Genomic DNA, 17,985 nt, shown 5'->3' with positions numbered 1-17,985 from the left:
CAGCCCGATGCGCCGCTTCTGTCCTGTCGGTCGGCACGGCGGGGGAATGGGTTCAAAAAAACCGCGCTGCAGTCCTGCGCGCGGTTCCGGAAAACGGGATTGTCAGGTGACCTAGTCGGCGACCTTCTTCACGAATTGCGACTTCAGCCCCATCTGGCCGATGCCCGGGATCTTGCAGTCGATGTCGTGGTCTCCATCGACCAGCCGGATGCCGCGCACCTTGGTGCCGACCTTGACGACCGAGGACGATCCCTTGACCTTGAGATCCTTGATCACCGTCACGGTGTCCCCGTCGGCGAGGATGTTGCCGACGCTGTCGCGGATCACGTCGCCATCCCCTCCGGCCGCGTCCGGCGACCATTCATGCCCGCATTCGGGACAGACAAGCAGGGCATCCGCCTCGTAGACATAGGCGGAGGAACATTCGGGGCATTGCGGCAGCTGATCGGTCATGGCACCGCCTTAAGCCCGGGCCGCCGCTCTGGCCAGAGGAAATCGCGCCGGTCTCAGCCCAGGTAGACCCGGCCGCGCGGATAGCGCACGCGCGGCTGGCTGCGGGTCGCGAGGAAGAAGCCCAGCGTCAGCGGCCCGACCCGGCCGAGGAACATCAGCAGCATCACCACCGTGCGGCCGAACCCGTCCAACTCTCCGGTGGCGCCGCGCGACAGGCCCACCGTGCCGAAGGCCGAGACCACCTCGAAGGCCAGGTCGGTGAACTCGCCGTCATGCGAGATCGAGATCGCGAACATCGCGGCCATGATTGCCATCGTCGAGACGGTGGCCAGCGCCATCACCTTGAACACGTCTTCGGGGCCGAAGCTGCGGCCGAAGGCGCGCATCACCGTCTCGCGCCGGAAGAAGGCGACGGTGGCGATGATCAGCACGCAGACCGTCGTTACCTTGATGCCGCCCGCGGTCGAGGTGGAGCCGCCGCCGATCACCATCAGCGCCATGGTCAGCAGCACCGTGCTGTCATGCAGCTCCGCGGTGTCGACGGTGTTGAACCCGGCAGTGCGCGGGCTGATCGCCTGGAACCAGGCGGCGCCGAGCTTGGCGGCGGTGGAGTGCAGCGCCCCCAGCGTGCCGGGGTTGCGCCATTCCAGCGCGGCGAAGAGGACCCAGCCCAGCAGGATCAGCACCGCCGAGCCGGTCAGCATCAGCTTGGAATGCAGCGTCAGCCGCTGCCAGCTGCGCTCTTCGGCGATGTCGCCGAGCACGATGAAGCCGAGCCCGCCGGTGAGGATCAGCGCGGGGATCACGAGATTGACCACCGGATCGGCGACATAGCGCGACAGGCTGTCCGGGAAGAGCGCGAAGCCCGCGTTGTTGAAGGCCGAAACGCTGTGGAAGAGCGCCATCCACAGCCCTTCGCCGAGGCCGAATTCCGGCACGAAGACCACGCTGAGGAACATCGTCCCCAGCAGTTCCGAGATCGCCGCGACCCAGAAGACCAGCCAGACGATGGTCTTCAGCTCGCCGTAGCCGGACTGGTTCAGTTCCTCGCGCAGCAGGAGCTTGTGCGGGATGCCCACGGGCACGCCCAGCAGGAACAGCAGCAGCACCGCAAAGGCCATCAGGCCGAGCCCGCCGAGCTGGATCAGCACCAGGATCACCGCCTGCCCGGCAAAGGTGAAGGCCGAGCCGGTATCGACGACCGAAAGCCCGGTCACCGTCACGGCGGAGACCGAGGTGAAGATCGCGTCTGCCCAGGAGACCGAGCCGTCATGGCAGACGGGCAGCTTCAGCAGCAGCGCGCCGAGCAGGATGCAGTTGAGATAGAGCAGCGCCAGCGTGGCGGGCGGGGAATGGATCAGCCCCCGCGACAGCGCCGGAACGCTGCGGCGCGTCAGGGCCATGGCAGGCTCGCCGCGAATTCGCGCAGGTCGGCCCGGCGTCCCAGCAGGATCAGCAGGTCGTCCTTCTTCAGCGTGCAGTTCTGGCCGTCGAACCCGAGATACTCGGTGCCGCGCATCGCGCCGACGCAGCGCAGGTCGTAGTCGGGATGCTTCAGGTCGCCCAGCGAAACCCCGTCCAGCTTTTCCGGCACCTTGAAGTTCACCACGTGGAAGCCGTTGCCGAGGCTGACATAGTCCCGCACGATCGGGTTGTGCAGCACCTGGGCGATGTGCTGGCCGACCTCGACCTCGGGATGGATGATGCGGTCCACCTTCAGCTTCGACAGGATGCGGTGATGGGTCTTCGACGAGGCCTTGGCCCAGACCGTCGGCACGCCCATGGTCTTGAGGTTGATCGCGGCGATGATGCTGGATTCCAGGTCCTCGCCCATCGCCACGAGGGCCGTGCCGCAATCGCCGATCCCGGCCTCGCGCAGCGCGTCGTCGTCGCGCACGTCGATGATCACCGCGCGGCTCAGCTCGTCCGCCATCGCGGTGACGCGGGTCTCATCATGGTCGACGCCGACGACGTAGTTGCCGAAGCGCATCAGCTCGCGCGCGACCGTGGCCCCGAAGAGTCCCAGTCCCAGCACGGCGAAATTGCCGCTCTTGCGCGTGCCCGACGGCTTGAGAAGCGCCATGTCCGCCTTCCTTCCTGTCCTGCCGCAAGGGTTATTGCGCCGCGGCGGCCGGAGCAAGGGCGACGGCCCCTGCCCCGGGAAAGGATAGCCCGCCGGCGCGCGCGGCAAGCCCGGCTGCCGCTTTTCCGGACGATGGCGGCCGATCAGCCGCCGGTGGCCGCCGGCGTGCCCATGGCCGCCACGGCCGCGCCCGAGCCGGTGGCGATCTTCAGCGTCGCCCAGGCCTGCGCCGCGTCGTTGACGGCGGAGGCCGCCGAGATGCGCGCCGAGGCGGTGTTGCGGTCGGTGTCGAGCAGGTCGAGCAGCGTGATCGCGCCGTTGCGGTAGTTCTCCTGCGCGAGGCTCAGCGCGCGGCCGTAGTCATCCGCCGCCTGGCGCAGCGCCGACACGCGCTGGCGGTAGCGGCGCAGGTTCGATTCCGCCACCTGCACGTCCTTGACCGCGCCGGTGACCGACGAGCGCCAGGCGATCTCGGCCTGCTTGGCCGCCGAGATCCGGGCGTCGCGGGTGGCGCGCAGCGCGCCCTGGTTGAAGACCGGCAGCGACAGGTACGGGCCGAAGGACCAGCTGTCGACGCCGTCGGCGCGGCCCACCGAGCCGGTCAGAGACAGCGAAGGATAGAGATCGGCCTCGGCCACGCCGACATCTGCCACCGCGGCGGCCAGGTCGGCCTCGGCGCTGCGCACGTCCGGCCGGTTCCTCAAGAGGTCGGCCGGCACCCCGGTGCGGCCGCCGACGGGCGTCCGCAGCTGCGGCGCGCCGCGCTCCATGCGCTGCATGATCGGCCCGGTCGGCTCGTTCAGCAGGCTGGCGATGGCATAGACGTTCGACTCGAAGAGCGCCGCGTATTGCGGCACCGCCGCGCGGGCATTCGACAGCAGCGCCTCCGCCTCGGCCACCTCGTATTCGGTCGCCGCCCCGGCATCGTACTGGGTGCGGGTGATGTCGACGGTTTCCTCCCGCGCGCGGATCGTGTCGCGCGCCAGCGCCAGCGCCTCCTGGTAGTAGCGGGCATTGGAATAGGCGGCGATCAGCTCGGCCAGCCAGGCCAGCCGCGTGGTCTCCACCGTGGCCCTGGCGGAGGCGAGCGAGGCGATGGCGCCCTCGCGCTCGCGTCTTATGCCGCCGAAGAGGTCGATCACGAAGCTGGCGCCCAGTTCCGCGTTGTCAATGGTCTGGATGCCGTCGATCGCCTCGCCGCCCTGGCGCGTGCGCGAGCCGTCGAGCGAACCCGAGGCGGCCGCGTTGATCCCGGTCGCGCGCAGGTTGGCCTCGGCCTCGCGGATCGCCTCGCTCGCGGCCATCACGTCGAGGTTCTGCTTCAGACCGCGCGCCACCAGGCCGCTCAGCACCGGGTCTCGGTAGTCCTGCCACCAGGCCTCCTGCGCGACCTGGCCGATCGACTGCGCGTCGCCATCGGCGAAGCGCGCGGTCAGCGGGGCTTCGGGGCGCTGGTAATCGGGGCCGACGGCGCAGCCCGCGACCGCCAGGAGCACTAGAACGGATGCAACTCTCACGAGGGAACCTCCTGCGGCCGGCGGCGCACCATGCCCACGGCCTTCAACACGGCGACATAGAAGACGGGAACCATGACGATTCCGATGACAGCGGAGAAGATGATGCCGCCGAGCATCCCCGTCCCGATAGATTTCTGCGCGTTTGCCCCTGCCCCGGAGGCGAGCACGAGGGGCAGGATGCCGAAGCCGAAGGCGAGCGAGGTCATCAGGATCGGCCGGAGCCGCTGCCGCGCCGCCGTCACGGTGGCTTCGAGCAGCGCTATCCCCTGCTTGCGCAGCGTCTCGGCGAATTCGACGATCAGGATGGCGTTCCTGGCCGCGAGGCCGATGGTCGTCAGCAGGCCCACCTTGAAATAGACGTCGTTCGACTGGTCGAAATACCAGGTGGTGACCAGCGCGCCGAGGATGCCGACCGGCACCGACAGCATGACCGCCAGGGGCACCGACCAGCTTTCGTAGAGCGCGGCGAGGCAGAGGAAGACGACCAGCGCCGAGAGCGAGTAGAGCAGCGGTTCCTGGTTGCCCGAGAGCCGCTCCTGGTAGCTGAGGCCGGTCCAGGCCGAGCCGTAGCCGCCGTCGAGCTGGGAGGTCAGCTCTTCCATCGCGTTCATCGCGTCGCCCGAGCTGACGCCGGCCGCCGCCGAGCCTGAGATTTCCAGCGCCCGCGTGCCGCCGTAGCGCGCGAGCTTCGGCATCTCGGTCTCCCAGCTGCGCGACATGACCGCGGCCAGCGGCACCATTTCGCCGTCGGTATTGCGGATGTACCAGCTGTCGATGTCCTCGGGCTGCATCCGCCAGGAGGCGCCGCCCTGGACGATCACTTCGCGCAGGTCGTTGCCCAGCGGAAAGTCGTTGACGTAGCTGCCGGCGAAGACCGTGGCCAGCATCGTGTTGATGTCCGACAGCGAAACCCCGAAGGCCTCGGCCTTCTGCTGGTCGATGGTCAGCTTCAGCGTCGGTGTGGCATTGTCGTCATTGCCCCTGAGCGAGGTGACCCGCCCGTCCTCGGTGGCATTCGCGACCAGCTGGTCGGCGGCTTCCTTCAGCGCGTCCTGGCCGTTGCCGCGCTGGTCGACGAGATACATCGAGAAGCCCGAGGTGTTGCCCATGCCTGGGATGGCGGGCGGCTGCAGGAAGAAGACCTGGCCGATCCGGCCGTTGAAGAACCGGCCGTTGGCGGCGTTCATCACGTCGGCGGCATCGATTCCGGGTCGCTCCTCGTAGGGCTTGAGCTTGACGAACATCATCGCCGCATTCTGTCCCGAGCCGCCGAAGGAGAAGCCCACCGCGGCGAAGACCGAGTCCACCGCGTCGGAATGCTCGTTCAGCATGTAGTCCTCGAGCTGCGCGACGGCATCCTCGGTCTGCTGGCTGGTCGCGCCGTCGGGCAGCGTGATCATCGCCATCAGCACGCCCTGGTCCTCGGTCGGCAGGAAGGAGGACGGCACGCGGTCATAGACCCACCAGGCGCCGTAGCCGACTGCCGCCAGCACGATGAGCATCCGGAAGGGCCGCTTCGCGAAGCGCCCGACAACGGAGCCATAGCCACCGGTCAGCCGGTCGAGACCGCCGTTGAACCAGCGCAGCGGGGCGAATTTCGGCCCGCCGTGCGAGGGTTTCAGCAGCGAGGCGCACATGGCCGGGGTCAGGATGAGCGCCACGAACAGCGACAGCACCATGGCCGAGATGATCGTGACGGAAAACTGCCGGTAGATGATGCCGGTGGAGCCCGACATGAAGGCCATCGGCAGGAACACCGCGGACAGCACCAGAACGATGCCCACGAGCGCAGAGGAGATCTCGCTCATCGACTTCTCGGTGGCCTCGACCGGGCCGAGGCCCTCCTCCTCCATCACCCGCTCGACGTTTTCCACGACCACGATGGCATCGTCGACCAGCAGGCCGATGGCGAGCACGAGCGCGAACATGCTGAGCGTGTTGATCGACATGCCGAACAGCGACAGGACCCCGAACGTGCCCAGAAGCACGACCGGCACGGCGATGGTCGGGATGATCGTCGCCCGCCAGCTCTGCAGGAACAGCAGGATCACGAGGAAGACCAGCACGATGGCCTCGAAGAGCGTGTGGTAGACCTGCTCGATCGACTGCTCGACGAAGGGCGAGGTGTCGTAGGGATATTCGATCGTCACCCCGTCGGGCAGCGAGTCCGCGAGATTGCCGAGCACCGCGCGCACCCGCGCCGCGGTCTCCACCGCATTGGCGCCTGTCGCCAGGTTGACGCCGAAACCCGCGGCCGGCTTGCCGTCGTAGCGGCTGGAGCTGCCGTAATCCTCGGCGCCGAGCTCGATGGTGGCGACATCGGCCAGGTAGACCGCCGAGCCGTCCTCGTTGGTCTTAAGCAGGATGCGCTGGAAATCCTCGATCGAACTCAGCTGCGACTGCGCCGAGAGCGAGACGGTGAATTGCTGCCCCTTGGTCACCGGCTGGTCGCCGAGCGAGCCGACGGTGACGTTGGTGTTCTGCTCGCTGACCGCGCTGGTGACGTCGGCGGGGGTCAGCTGGTACTGGTAGAGCCGCTCGGGATTCAGCCAGATCCGCATCGCATAGGGCGAGCCGAAGGAGTTGATCGATCCGACGCCCTCGGTGCGCTGCACCGGATCCTCGATGGTGGAGCCGAGAAGGTCGCCGAGCTCCAGCGAGGAATAGCTGCCGTCCTCGGAAACCAGCGCGCCGACCAGCAGGATCGAGGAGGTCGAGCGGTTGACGTTCACCCCCTGCTGCGTGACCGAGGTCGGCAGCTGCGACTGGACCAGCTGCAGCTTGTTCTGCACCTGGACCTGCGCCATGTCGGGATCGACCGTGTCGTCGAAGGTCAGCGACACGCTGGCCGAGCCCTGCGACGAATTCGAGGTCATGTAGATCAGCCCGTCGAGCCCGGTCATGCCGTCCTCGATCACGGTGGTCACGGAGTTCTCGACCGTCTCGGCGGAGGCGCCGGTATAGCTGGCGCTGATCCGCACGGTGGTCGGCGCGATCTCGGGATATTGCGAGATCGGCAGGGTCATCAGCCCGAAGGTTCCGGCCAGCATCACGACGATGGCCAGCACCCAGGCGAAGACCGGGCGGTGGATGAAGAAGCTGGCCATGTCAGTTGTCCGCCGTCTTGTCCGCGTCCTGCGTGACGCCGTCCGCGTCGATGGTCACCGCCACCGGCGTCACGTCCTGGCCGTTCTTCATCGATTTCAGCCCGTCGACGATCAGCCGGTCGCCGTCCTCGATCCCCTCGGTGACGACCCAGGCATTGTCGTAGCTGCCCTCGTCCTGGAGCGTGACCTGCTTCGACTTGCCGTCCTCGCCGACCAGATAGGCGGTCAGCTGGCCGGAATTGTTGCGGGTCGCCGCGCGCTGGGGCACCAGATAGGCGCGGGCCTTGCCGATGGTGATGTCGCCGCGCAGGAACATGCCGGGCAGGATGACATTGTCGGGATTCTCGAAGGAAAACCGCAGGGTGAACGTTCCGGTCGTCGTCGATACCGTGTTGCCTGGCGTCACCAGCGTGCCCTCGCCGTGGTAGACGGTGCCGTTTTCCAGGGTCAGCGTCGCGGCCAGATCGTCATTGAGCGTCAAGCTGCCCGCGTCGATCTGCTGGCGCACCGAGATCATCCGCGCCGAGGCCTCGACCATGTCGACATAGATCGGGTCGGACCGGACTATGGTGGTCAGTGCGTCGGATTGCGCCGCCGTCACCAGGTCGCCGACCGAGACTTCGGCCACGTCCGGGCGGCCTGCGATCGGGCTCGTCACCGTGGTCCAGCCGAGCTGGGTCCTCGAATAGTCCAGCGCCGCCTGCGCGGCATCGAGCGTCGCCTTCGCCTCGGCCAGGGTCGCGCGCGCGCTCTCCACCTCGGCCTCGGTATAGCCCCGCCCGGCAAGCTGCTGGGCCCGGCTGTAGTCGGACTCCGCCACCGGCAGGTTGGCCTCGGCCTTCGCCAGGTCGGCCTCGTCGGAGGCCACCTGCGCGCGGTAGGACGCGTCGTCGATGCGGAACAGCGGATCGCCCACCTTCAGCGGCTGGCCCGGCGTGTAGAGGATTTCCTCGATCACCCCGTCCACCCGCGGCCGCACATCGACCGACTGGTAGGCTACCGCGCGGCCGGGCAGCGTCACGACGCGCGGCACGTCCTGCTTCGCCATTTCGATCACGCCGACCTGCATCGGCGGCGCTCCGCCCTGCTGCTGCGCAATTGCAGCAGAGGCGAAGGCCGAAATCCCGATGGCAGCCGCGGCCGCCAGCCTACTTGCAAACATACCTGGAACCCTTGACTGGACCTGCTCATTTTTGCATATAGTGCAACCATTGCGGAGACTGCAAGGATTGCGCGATGACACTTCCGTTAAGAGAGCGGCGCCGGGTCGAGACCGCCCGCGAGATCCAGCGCGCGACGCTGCGCCTGGCCGCGCAGCGAGGGCTGGAGCACGTCACCACCGAGGCCATCGCCGAAGCGGCCGGAATCAGTCCGCGAACCTTCTTCAACTACTACACGAACAAGGAGGCCGCGTCCGTCGGCCAGCCGCCGCCTTTTTCCGAAATTTCGCGCGAAGAGCTGCGCGCCGGTTCCGGCCCGCTGACCAAGGACTTGAAGCGCTTCCTCGACCGGCATCTCGAAGATCTGTCCGATGACGAGGACATCATCCGCGGTCTCGGCGAGATCGTGCACCAGAGCGGCAAGGTCCGCTGGCTGCTGGACCAGCACCTGCGCAGCCTGCGCGAGGACCTGGCCGACTGCCTGGCCGCGCGGCTGCCCGACGCCCCCCCCGCGCTGCGTCTGGAGCTGGCGGACTGGGCACTGCAGGGGATCGGCACGGCGATCGAGCTCTGGCTCGGCCGCGACGGACAGCCTCTGCGCGGCGCCATGGACGAGGTCTGGGCCGCCAAGATTGCCGCCGCCCGGATCATCGCCCTTCCGGCGCCGTAGCAGCGCATCCCCGCCGCCGCGGCATGCATGGCGAACAGAGTTTCGGCACATCTGGCGCAAGTTGCGGGTCGCTTCCGGGGTGCGCTGATTCATCCACTAAAATCGATGGACCGCCTCCGGGTGCCTGTTTAATAATCCATTTCAGCAATTGCCATCGATCGCCCCGAAGACCCCTCACCAGGTAGTGCTCCGTAGATATGTTGATCCTGTCTCCAACGATAGCCGGTTCAGCCCAAGTCGCTGACGAAGTTAGGAAACTTTGGCCCGATCTTGCGCCCTGCCTGCTCTGGGACGCATCCGGCGAGCCGCACGGCCCGGCCGGCGGCGACGAGACTGCGGTGATCGACTATCTCCAAGTGCCCGATAATGCGGCAGAACTCTTCTGTTCGGCCGTGCGCTTCCTGCGCTACCGCCTCGCGCGGAATATCGAGCCCTTGGTGATGGCCTTCGACGACAGCATCCTGGAGACCGGCGGCGACACCGGAAGCGAGACGGCGAATGCGCCGGTCCGCGTCGGCTTCACCGGGGATGACCGTCTGGCCTGGCTCAGGATCGACGAAATCACCGCCTCGGGCCCGCTTCTGCCCGCCTTCGCGTCGGCGATCCGGACGGACGGCCTGACCGACCGCCAGTTCGCCGATCTTCTCTCAGCCGGATTTGACGGGTAGGCCCATGCTGGACGACATCTGGCGCAAGTACGCCGCCATGGCCAAGGTTCTGGACAAGCGCCCGGACTTCCGCTTCGATCCCGAGATCTACGCCGCGCTGCATCCCGACCTGGCCGGCGATCCGGCGGCGCTGGAAGAGCATTTCCGGTCCCGCCAGGACGAGGAAGACTGCGTCGCGACCTTCTATGACATCCATCACAGCCAGGCGCCCGGCATCGACGCCGCGCTCGATTTCCTGCTGGTCGAGCCCGATCTCGCTGCCGCCGCCCAGCAGGGCGACCCGGAAGCGTTCAAGCTCGCCTGCGAACTGATCCAGCTCGGCGCACCGGTCGATGCGCTGGTCTCCAACTTCTCGATGCGCGGCTACCTGAAGTGGCATCCCGACATCGTGGCGGCGGGCATGGATCCGCTGCATCACTTCCTGCGCTACGGCTTCCAGGAGAACGGCCGCCGGACGCTGGCCGACGTTCGCCGCAACCAGAAGCCGGGCAAGATGCCGTTCCGGCCCGACCGGCCCACCTGCATGATCGCCGTCCACGAGATGTCGCGCACCGGCGCGCCGATCGTCGGACGCGACCTGCTGCGCGAGGCCGCCAGGGACTACAACGTCATCATCGCGGCGCTGCGCGGCGGCGAGCTGCTCGACCAGTTCCTCGAACATGCCTGCGAGGTGGTGATCACCTCCAACCCGCAGATCGACTTCCCGTATTTCTCCGGCCCTGCCTTCGACGGCATCGAATTCGCGATCCTGAACTCGGTCGAATGCGCGCTCTTCGTGGCGCCGCTGGTGGCGCGGGACATCCCGTTCTGCTCCTACCTGCACGAATTCGCGGACTACTCCTTCCCGGTCTGGACCTCGACGCTGATCGGGCTGTTCTCCGACCTGGTGATCTATTCCTCCGAGCATGTCCGCGATTCCTGGTCCGGGCGGCTGGCGGACATCGAGTTCGACATGGCGCGCGACACCGCCATCGTCCCGCAGCGCCCCGATGTCTTCGGGCGCGTCGACCAGTCCGACTTCATCCGCGCGCGGCGCAGCCTGTCGGAGCTGACCGGCCGCGACCTCAGCAAGGTCCGCCTGGTCTGCGGCGCGGGCCACATCCAGTGGCGCAAGGGCACCGACATCTTCGTCATGGCCTCGCAGATTGCCGCGCAGCGCGACCCCGACACGGTGTTCCTGTGGATCGGTGACGGCCAGAACATCGAGGATATCGGCTTCGGCGTCTGGTTCGACTACCACCTGCGCCAGGCCAAGGCGGACGATCCTAAGGGCAACCTGTTCTTCCTGCCGGCCGGGCCGCACTATTTCGACGTGCTCAAGGCGTCGGACGCGATGTTCCTGTCCTCGCGGCTCGACCCTCTGCCGAACGTGGTCTTCGACGCGACCGAACGCGGCTGCCGGGTGGTGAGCTTCGCCAATGCGACCGGCTTCTCGGACCGCACCTACCACGATGCGGAACATTTCGAGGAAGTCGAATACGGCAACCCGGCCGCGGCGGTGGAGAAGCTGCTATCGATGCCGCGCAAGGAGCCATCGCCCGAGCCCGTGGCGCCCGTGGCGATGCCGAAGCTGTTCGAGGCGATCCGCGACGCACTCGAGGACCGGCTGGCAACGCAGGCCTATTTCGTCGTCGGCGAGACCGAGATCGACCTGCCGATCCTGTTCTCCAAGGAAGAGGACGACCGTGGGCTGCGGGTGATGGAGCGGGAGAAGATCCTGCGCTACGGCCGCCGGATGCTGTGGCGCGATCCGGGCGAAGCCGCGCAGACCCTGGCGCGCTCGGACAACTGGATCCACAAGGGCTGCCGGATCGTGCCCTATGCGCCGGCCGAGCCTGCCGATGTGCCGGATTTCTCGATGCACATCCATGCGTACTACACCGACGAGATCGCCGAGGATCTCAGGCGCCACATGGCCTACCGCCAGGCCAGGCGCATCGTCGTGACCACCGATACCGAGCAGAAGGGCGACGAGATCACCGCGATCATGCGTGCCGAGGGGCTCGATCCGGAAATCCGTCTGGTGGCGAACCGCGGACGGGACATCCTGCCATTCATGCAGATGTTCCTGCCGCGCGAAAGCTACCCCGAGGACGAGATCTGGTGCCACATCCACCAGAAGAAGTCGCTGACCTCCACTTCAGGCGGCGACATCTGGCGGCGCTTCCTGATGCGAATCCTGCTGGGCGACTCCTCCGGGCTGTCCTCCGCCCTGTCCGAGATCCGCCAGGACGGCGCGGGACTCGTCGCCCCGTTGGAGCCGCATTTCGTGGCCTGGAACGCCACGCGCCGGCTGGCGGGGAAATTCGAGCCGCGCCTGCCCGGCCCGCTGCCGGTCAACCCGCTGGTTTTCCCGGTCGGCAACATGTTCTGGGTGCGCCGTCCGGTGATCGACGCGATGAACGACCTCTTCGGCGCGGACTATCCCTGGCCGAACGAACCGATCGCCAATGACGGCACCGAGTTCCACTTGATCGAGCGCCTCTGGCCCGCCATGGCGGTCAAGGAGGGGCTGGACGCCATTTTCGTCAGCAAGCCTGACGAGCAGAGGGTCTGAAAGCATGGAAGCGATTTTTCACGTCGGCATGGGCAAGACCGGAACCTCCTCGATCCAGCAGGTTCTCGGCGCCAACGAAGAACACTTGGCCAAGCTCGGGGTCCAGTATCTCGGCCTGTGGTTCAAGATCCTCTCGCCGGACTATCAGGGCTATGACGGGCAGAACCGCTTCTTCGCCTCCTCGCCCGACGAGATGCGCCAGCATGCCGACGACTACCACGCCGCGCTCTGCGCGCTGGCGGACAATACCGGCAACGACCGCTTCATCATCTCCAACGAGTCGATCTACGGCTATCCGATCCAGTTCTCGCCCTTCCTCGCGCAGCTGAAGACCCTCTGCGACGTCAAGGTGATCATCTACGCGCGCGACCCCTACAGCTGGCTGCCCTCGGCCTACAACCAGTGGGCGCTCTACCACAAGACGATGCCCGGCCAGATCCCGACCTACCGGGAGGCCACCAAGGCGATGGTTGCGACCTATTCCGGCCTGCGCGCCTGGGCGCGCGAGCACCGCGACCTGATCGAGCTGCGCCATTTCAAGCGCGGCATGGAAGTCGTCTCCGATTTCTCCGACATGCTCAGCCTCTATCTGCCGCCGCCCGAGAAGAACACGCTGGAACGCAAGGACCCGGCGGAGAACGTGCTGCGCGCGGTGTTCAACGGGCTGCATGACGGGCCGGTCCTGCCGGTGGAATTCGACCGGGTCATGGCCGAGCTGGAACTGTCCGGCTCTCCGGACCTGCAGACGCTGTCCGACGATCTCTTCGACTACAGCAACACCGAGGAGATCATCGACTCCCAGTCCGTGCTGTTCGACCAGATCGCCGAGATCTACGGCGTCGACATCCGCCAGGACTCCCGCAAGGCACACCGCGCCCCGGATGTCGGCGAGCTGCGCAACCGCATGCTGGAACACCTGATGCTGCTGTCGCTGACCCAGGCGCAGCGCATCTCGGAGCTCGAGCAGTCGGTCGCGGGCATGCGCAGCGATCTCGCCAAGCTCCGCCAGTTTCCGGCCAAATCGGCCTGAGGGGACGCGCAATGGCGACTGCATCGGCAAAGAAGCGCTCCGCCAAGCCCCGGCCGCAGCCGCGCGGGCGCAAGGCGGTCGTCGTGCTTGGCGCCGGATCCGGGCCGGGCGCGGCCGTGCTGCCCATCCTGGGCGAGCTGGGGCTGGTTCCGCTGGCCCCGGCCGACGGCGGCCTGCCCGGGACGCTGCAGCCCGTGGCCGACGCGATCGCGGCGGATGCCGGGGCGTCCGAAGCGCTCCTCGGTGAAGCCGCCGCCGCGCTCGAAGAGGCCTATGGCAAGGGCCGGGTCGCGCTTTTCGCCGTGCCCGCGGGCAGCGATCCGGCCTTTTGGCTGGCCGCTCTGGGCAAGGCCGGACGCGAGCCTCTGGTCCTCGTCCTGCTGCCCTCTGCCGGGGATGCCCTGCCGACCCTGCTGGAAAACGAATTGCTGACGCGCGGCCTGCCCCGTGCCTTTGTCGGCGAAGCCGAGTTGCTGGCCGACTGGAACGCCGCGTTCAGCCGGATTGGCCGCGCGCTCGGACTCCGCTGGCCCCGCTCGCTGAAGAGTGCCGCACCGAAAGTCGAGGAGATCGTCGCCATGAGTCCCGCACATGCCGCACCGGCGGAACCGCTGCCGGACGCATCCGCACCGCTCGGGCAATGCCTCGACATCTTCGCGGGCTGGACGGATGGCGGCGAAACCCGGGACGGCCTGGACGCGCTGGACCGGATCCGGGACAGCCTGCCGGAGTGTGCGCCCGACGAGGTGCTGGAGGCAGAGGCCATGGACCTCGGAGCCTCCCTGCCCGGTCCCGATCCCGCGCTGGAGGCCCGCATCCGCGAGCTCGAGGCGGCGCTGGAGCAGAGCCGTGCCGCCGAGGCCGAAGCCCGGACCGAAGCCGCGGACCTTTCGGCCGAAGTCACCGCCCTGCAGGCGCGCAATGCCGAGCTCGAAACCGCCCGCTATTCAGGCGTCGGCGGGCTCGAAGAGGATCTGCGGACGCTCGAGGCCAGGCTGGAGACGGCCGAGGCCGCCCGCGACGAACTCGGCGGCGAGGCCGATCACCTGCGCAGCGCGCTGCGCCAGCGCGAGCACGAGCGCGACGAGCTCTACCGCGAGCTCGATGCGCTGAAGTCGGCGCGCGACGCGCTTGCGGCGCGGGAGGCCGAAACCGCGGGCCGCGCGGCGAAGCTCGAGGAACGCTACGCCCGGACCCAGCGCCAGCTGACCGCCCTGTCCCGGCGCGAGGCCGAGCGGATGAAGCGCGCCCTCGACGAGGCGCAGGACCGGATCGCCGGCGTCGGCGCCCCCACGATGGAGGAGGCCCTTGCCGAGCGCGACCGCCGGATGGAAGAGACCGAAGGCGAGCTGGGACGCACCCGCAAGGAGCTCCTGCGCCTGCAGGAAGATTCCGAGATGGCCGAGACCGAGCGCGACAAGCTGCGCGTGACGCTACGGCAGCGCGAGACCGAGCTGGTCGACCAGATCGGCCAGCGCCGCGCCCTGCAGATGGAGCTGGCTTCGCTGCGCCAGGAGGCCGACCGGATCCAGTCCGAGCTGGAGCAGGAGAGGGAGCAGCACGAGAAGCTGACGGCCGATCTGCGGACCCAGCACGAGAAGCTGACGACCGACATGCGCGAGCAGACCGAACATCAGCGGCTGATGCTGGAGAAATGGATCCGCGACATGGAAAACAGCACCTCGTGGCGCGCGACCCAGCCGCTGCGGACGGTGATCTCCGCCCTGCGCCGCTCCCGGCTCTGAGCGCCGGGCAGGCACGCCCTGCCCGACTGCCGCCCCTGCTGCACCATTCCGGCCGGACCGTCCGTTCCCGGCGATGACCGCCACGTCCTCCCGCGCATCGGCGGTGGCCGGTGACGTCCGGTTGCCTTCAGCGCCGGGGCGTGTCGGTGCAAGTGGCGGCACCGTGCGGCACGGACCGGAAGGCTTGGCGTGCTGCCGCGTCCGGCATGTCCGATCTCCGGGCGCTGATCCGGACAGCCGAGCTCGCCCGGGCACTGGCCGCAAACGCGGTCCTTGCGCGCTCCTGGCCAATCCCTGACGAGACCCGGCGGCCGGCCAGGCTTCGTGGCCGACGGGCAAGGCCCGCTCTCCGGTCCAGCCTGCCATGCCATCCGGAAGAGCCGCGCGCAGCCGGACATCCTGCCTGCCGCACGCCATCCGGCAGGCCGCCGCGCAGCGGCCGGACTGCCCCGCGCCGGCCGGGATTGCCGGTGCATCGCGGACAGCGGAACGGGATGCCCGGCACGTTCCGCCGCCCTTTCCGGCTGCCATTCCCGGCATTTCCTAGCGGCTTCCCTGGGCAGCCAAGACACCCGCCAAAATGTACATTGCTGTCCATTTTCCTTGCGGGTGCCGACACACGCGCCTAGGGTCCTGTCCCGTGGCTCCCGAACCCGCACATGGAAGGACCCTCCGGATGCAAGACCCCCTCATCGTCCTGGCCGGTGCAACCGGCTGGCTCGGCCGCGCCATCGGACCGGCGCTGCTGCGCCAGGGCATCGTCCCGCCCGGCCGACTGGTCGGCCTCAACCGCTCGGGGCCGTCACCGGCCTATGCCGGCTGGCCGGAACTGCGCTGGGAGACGGAGCTGCCCGAAGCTGCCGAGGTGGTGATCCTCTCGGTGCGGCCGCAGGATTTCCGCGGCGGCGCCTGGTCCTGTCCCGGTGCGCTGGTGATTTCGCTGATGGCCGGGGTCCCGGCCGGCGAGATCGCCGCCCGCACCGGGTCGGAGCGGATCGTGCGCGCCATGCCGAATGCTGCCGTCGAAATCGGCCGCAGCTACGCGCCCTGGGTCGCAAGCGATGCGGTGACGGAAGGGGACAAGGCGCTGGCGGCGCGCATCCTCGGCGCGACGGGGCGCGAGGACAAGATCGACAGCGAAGACCAGCTCGACGTGCTGACGGCGCTGGCGGGATCGGGCCCGGCCTGGAGCGCGCTCCTTGCGAATGCGCTGAGCACGGCGGCGCTGCGGGCCGGGCTGCCCGAGCGGATCGCTCACCGCGCGGCCGAGGCGGTGGTCTGCGACGCCTCGCAGATGCTTGCCGGCAATATCGGCAAGGCCGGGGATCTGGTGCAGGACTTCATCGACTACGCCGGAACGACGGCGGCGGCCATGGAGGCCGCGCGCGATGCCGGGTTCGACGGCGCCGTCCGGGAGGCGCTCGACGCAGCGACGGAAAAGGCGCGGGACATGTCCCGCGCCTCCTGAGCCTCAGTCGATGTCGAAGACCACGCCCTGGGCGAGCGGAAGTTCCTTCGAGTAGTTGATCGTGTTGGTCGCGCGGCGCATGTAGGCGCGCCAGGCGTCCGAGCCGGACTCGCGCCCGCCGCCGGTTTCCTTCTCGCCGCCGAAGGCGCCGCCGATCTCGGCGCCCGAGGTGCCGATATTGACGTTGGCGATGCCGCAATCCGAGCCGCGGGCCGACAGGAAGGTCTCCATCTCGCGCAGGTCGGTGGTGAAGATCGACGAGCTGAGGCCGCCGCCCACCGCGTTGTGCATCTCGATGGCGTCGTCCAGATCGGCGTATTTCATCACGTAGAGGATCGGCGCGAAGGTTTCGCGCAGCACCGGGCCGTCATGGACCGGCATCTCGACGATTGCGGGCTTCACGTAGTAGGACGTGTCCGGACCGACGGCCTCGCGGCCACCCTCATGGACGATCCCGCCCATGGCTGCCGCTTCCTCCAGAGCCTTGGCCATTCCGTCGAAGGCCGCCTTGTCGATCAGCGGGCCGACCAGCGCGGAGGTCTCCAGCGGGTTGCCGACGGTGACGGAGGAATAGGCCTTCTTCAGCGCGGGCACGATCTGGTCGTAGACGCTTTCATGTACGAAGAGGCGGCGCATGGTGGTGCAGCGCTGGCCCGCGGTGCCCATCGCGCCGAAGGCGATGGCGCGCAGCGCCATGTCCATGTCGGCCGAGGGGCAGACGATGCCCGCATTGTTGCCGCCGAGTTCCAGGATGCAGCGGCCGAAGCGCGCCGCGACCTTCGGACCGACGATCCGGCCCATGCGGGTCGACCCGGTGGCGGAGATCAGCGAGACCTTGTCGCTCTCGACCAGCACTTCGCCCAGCTCCGGCCCGCCGACCAGCACCTGGCTCAGCCCTTCGGGCGCGTCCGAACCGAAGCGCGCGATGGCGCGGTCCAGCACCGCCTGGCAGGCCAGGGCGGTCAGCGGGGTCTTCTCCGAAGGCTTCCAGATCACCGGGTCGCCGCAGACCAGCGCCAGCGCCGAGTTCCAGCACCAGGGCGCGCAGGGGAAGTTGAAGGCGGTGATGATGCCGACGACGCCCAGCGGATGCCAGGTTTCCATCATGCGGTGGCCGGGGCGCTCGGTGGCGATGGTCAGGCCGTAGAGCTGGCGCGACAGGCCGACCGCGAAATCGCAGATGTCGATCATCTCCTGCACTTCGCCGAGGCCTTCCGACGGCGACTTGCCGGCTTCGATCGACACCATGCGGCCGAGGTCTTCCTTGGCCTTGCGCAGCTCCTCGGCATAGAGCCGGACCAGCTCGCCCCGGCGCGGCGCGGGCACCATGCGCCACTTGCGGAAGGCGTCCGAGGCCTTGGCGACCATCGCGGTGGCCTCGCCGGCGGAATGCGTGGCAAGCGTCGCGACCGGCTCGCCGGTGACCGGCGAGATCACGGCCATGCCGCCGGCAGCATCCAGCGCCGCAGCGACTCCGCAGGCCTCCATGGTCTCGCGGGTGACGGTCGAAAGGGGTTTCGTCAGCAT

General features: G+C 68.2%; 13 protein-coding genes. 6 read left to right on the top strand and 7 right to left on the bottom strand.

Going from position 1 to position 17,985, the window contains the following annotated elements; genetic code table 11:
• Nucleotides 1-111 precede the first annotated feature (111 nt).
• The 6 genes from HCC78_RS15960 to HCC78_RS15935 all read right to left on the bottom strand — a co-directional run bounded on the left by HCC78_RS15960 (nt 112) and on the right by HCC78_RS15935 (nt 8,322).
• A complete protein-coding gene (locus HCC78_RS15960; RefSeq protein WP_172329790.1) occupies nt 112-453 on the bottom strand; it encodes a zinc ribbon domain-containing protein YjdM in 342 nt (113 codons plus the stop codon).
• Nucleotides 454-506: 53 nt separating this feature from the next.
• Entirely contained in the window at nt 507-1,856 is a 1,350-nt protein-coding gene (locus tag HCC78_RS15955) for a TrkH family potassium uptake protein (protein ID WP_172329789.1), read from the bottom strand.
• Nucleotides 1,847-2,536 carry a TrkA family potassium uptake protein gene (locus HCC78_RS15950; RefSeq protein ID WP_172329788.1) on the bottom strand — a complete coding sequence of 230 codons (690 nt, stop codon included), beginning with the start codon at nt 2,534-2,536 and terminating at the stop codon, nt 1,847-1,849. Before HCC78_RS15950 ends, HCC78_RS15955 begins: the two co-directional genes overlap by 10 nt.
• 143 nt (nt 2,537-2,679) lie before the next feature.
• Nucleotides 2,680-4,053 (bottom strand): efflux transporter outer membrane subunit, encoded by a 1,374-nt coding sequence (locus HCC78_RS15945; protein ID WP_172329787.1) that lies wholly within the window; start codon nt 4,051-4,053, stop codon nt 2,680-2,682.
• The gene (locus tag HCC78_RS15940; protein WP_172329786.1) at nt 4,050-7,160 is read right to left on the bottom strand and encodes an efflux RND transporter permease subunit; all 3,111 of its coding nucleotides are present in this window, start codon (nt 7,158-7,160) and stop codon (nt 4,050-4,052) included. Before HCC78_RS15940 ends, HCC78_RS15945 begins: the two co-directional genes overlap by 4 nt.
• Nucleotide 7,161: 1 nt before the next feature.
• The gene (locus tag HCC78_RS15935; protein ID WP_172329785.1) at nt 7,162-8,322 is read right to left on the bottom strand and encodes an efflux RND transporter periplasmic adaptor subunit; all 1,161 of its coding nucleotides are present in this window, start codon (nt 8,320-8,322) and stop codon (nt 7,162-7,164) included.
• A 74-nt stretch (nt 8,323-8,396) separates the two neighbouring features.
• On the opposite strand from HCC78_RS15935, the gene HCC78_RS15930 reads away from it, so the two are divergent.
• The 6 genes from HCC78_RS15930 to HCC78_RS15905 all read left to right on the top strand — a co-directional run bounded on the left by HCC78_RS15930 (nt 8,397) and on the right by HCC78_RS15905 (nt 16,458).
• On the top strand, nt 8,397-8,990 hold the full coding sequence (locus HCC78_RS15930; RefSeq protein WP_172329784.1) for a TetR/AcrR family transcriptional regulator: 594 nt from the start codon (nt 8,397-8,399) through the stop codon (nt 8,988-8,990).
• Between the two features lie 338 nt (nt 8,991-9,328).
• Entirely contained in the window at nt 9,329-9,658 is a 330-nt protein-coding gene (locus HCC78_RS15925; protein ID WP_172329783.1) for a hypothetical protein, read from the top strand.
• Between the two features lie 4 nt (nt 9,659-9,662).
• Nucleotides 9,663-12,215, top strand: coding sequence for a rhamnan synthesis F family protein (locus HCC78_RS15920; RefSeq protein ID WP_172329782.1), 2,553 nt, complete (start codon nt 9,663-9,665; stop codon nt 12,213-12,215).
• 4 nt (nt 12,216-12,219) lie between these two features.
• Nucleotides 12,220-13,245: a hypothetical protein gene (locus HCC78_RS15915; protein WP_172329781.1), complete on the top strand. Its 1,026-nt coding sequence runs from the start codon at nt 12,220-12,222 to the stop codon at nt 13,243-13,245.
• Nucleotides 13,246-13,256: 11 nt separating this feature from the next.
• Complete coding sequence (locus HCC78_RS15910; protein WP_172329780.1) at nt 13,257-14,990, top strand: hypothetical protein; 1,734 nt, start codon at nt 13,257-13,259, stop codon at nt 14,988-14,990.
• A gap of 676 nt (nt 14,991-15,666) precedes the next feature.
• On the top strand, nt 15,667-16,458 hold the full coding sequence (locus tag HCC78_RS15905; RefSeq protein ID WP_172329779.1) for a pyrroline-5-carboxylate reductase: 792 nt from the start codon (nt 15,667-15,669) through the stop codon (nt 16,456-16,458).
• 3 nt (nt 16,459-16,461) lie between these two features.
• Here HCC78_RS15905 and HCC78_RS15900 read toward each other — a convergent pair whose 3' ends face one another.
• Nucleotides 16,462-17,985: an aldehyde dehydrogenase family protein gene (locus HCC78_RS15900; RefSeq protein WP_172329778.1), complete on the bottom strand. Its 1,524-nt coding sequence runs from the start codon at nt 17,983-17,985 to the stop codon at nt 16,462-16,464.

It is taken from the genome of Mangrovicoccus sp. HB161399, from assembly GCF_013184745.1.
Lineage (GTDB): Bacteria > Pseudomonadota > Alphaproteobacteria > Rhodobacterales > Rhodobacteraceae > Mangrovicoccus.
The sequence above is the reverse complement of the archived record's forward strand: the minus strand, read 5'-3'. Positions and strand labels throughout refer to the sequence as shown.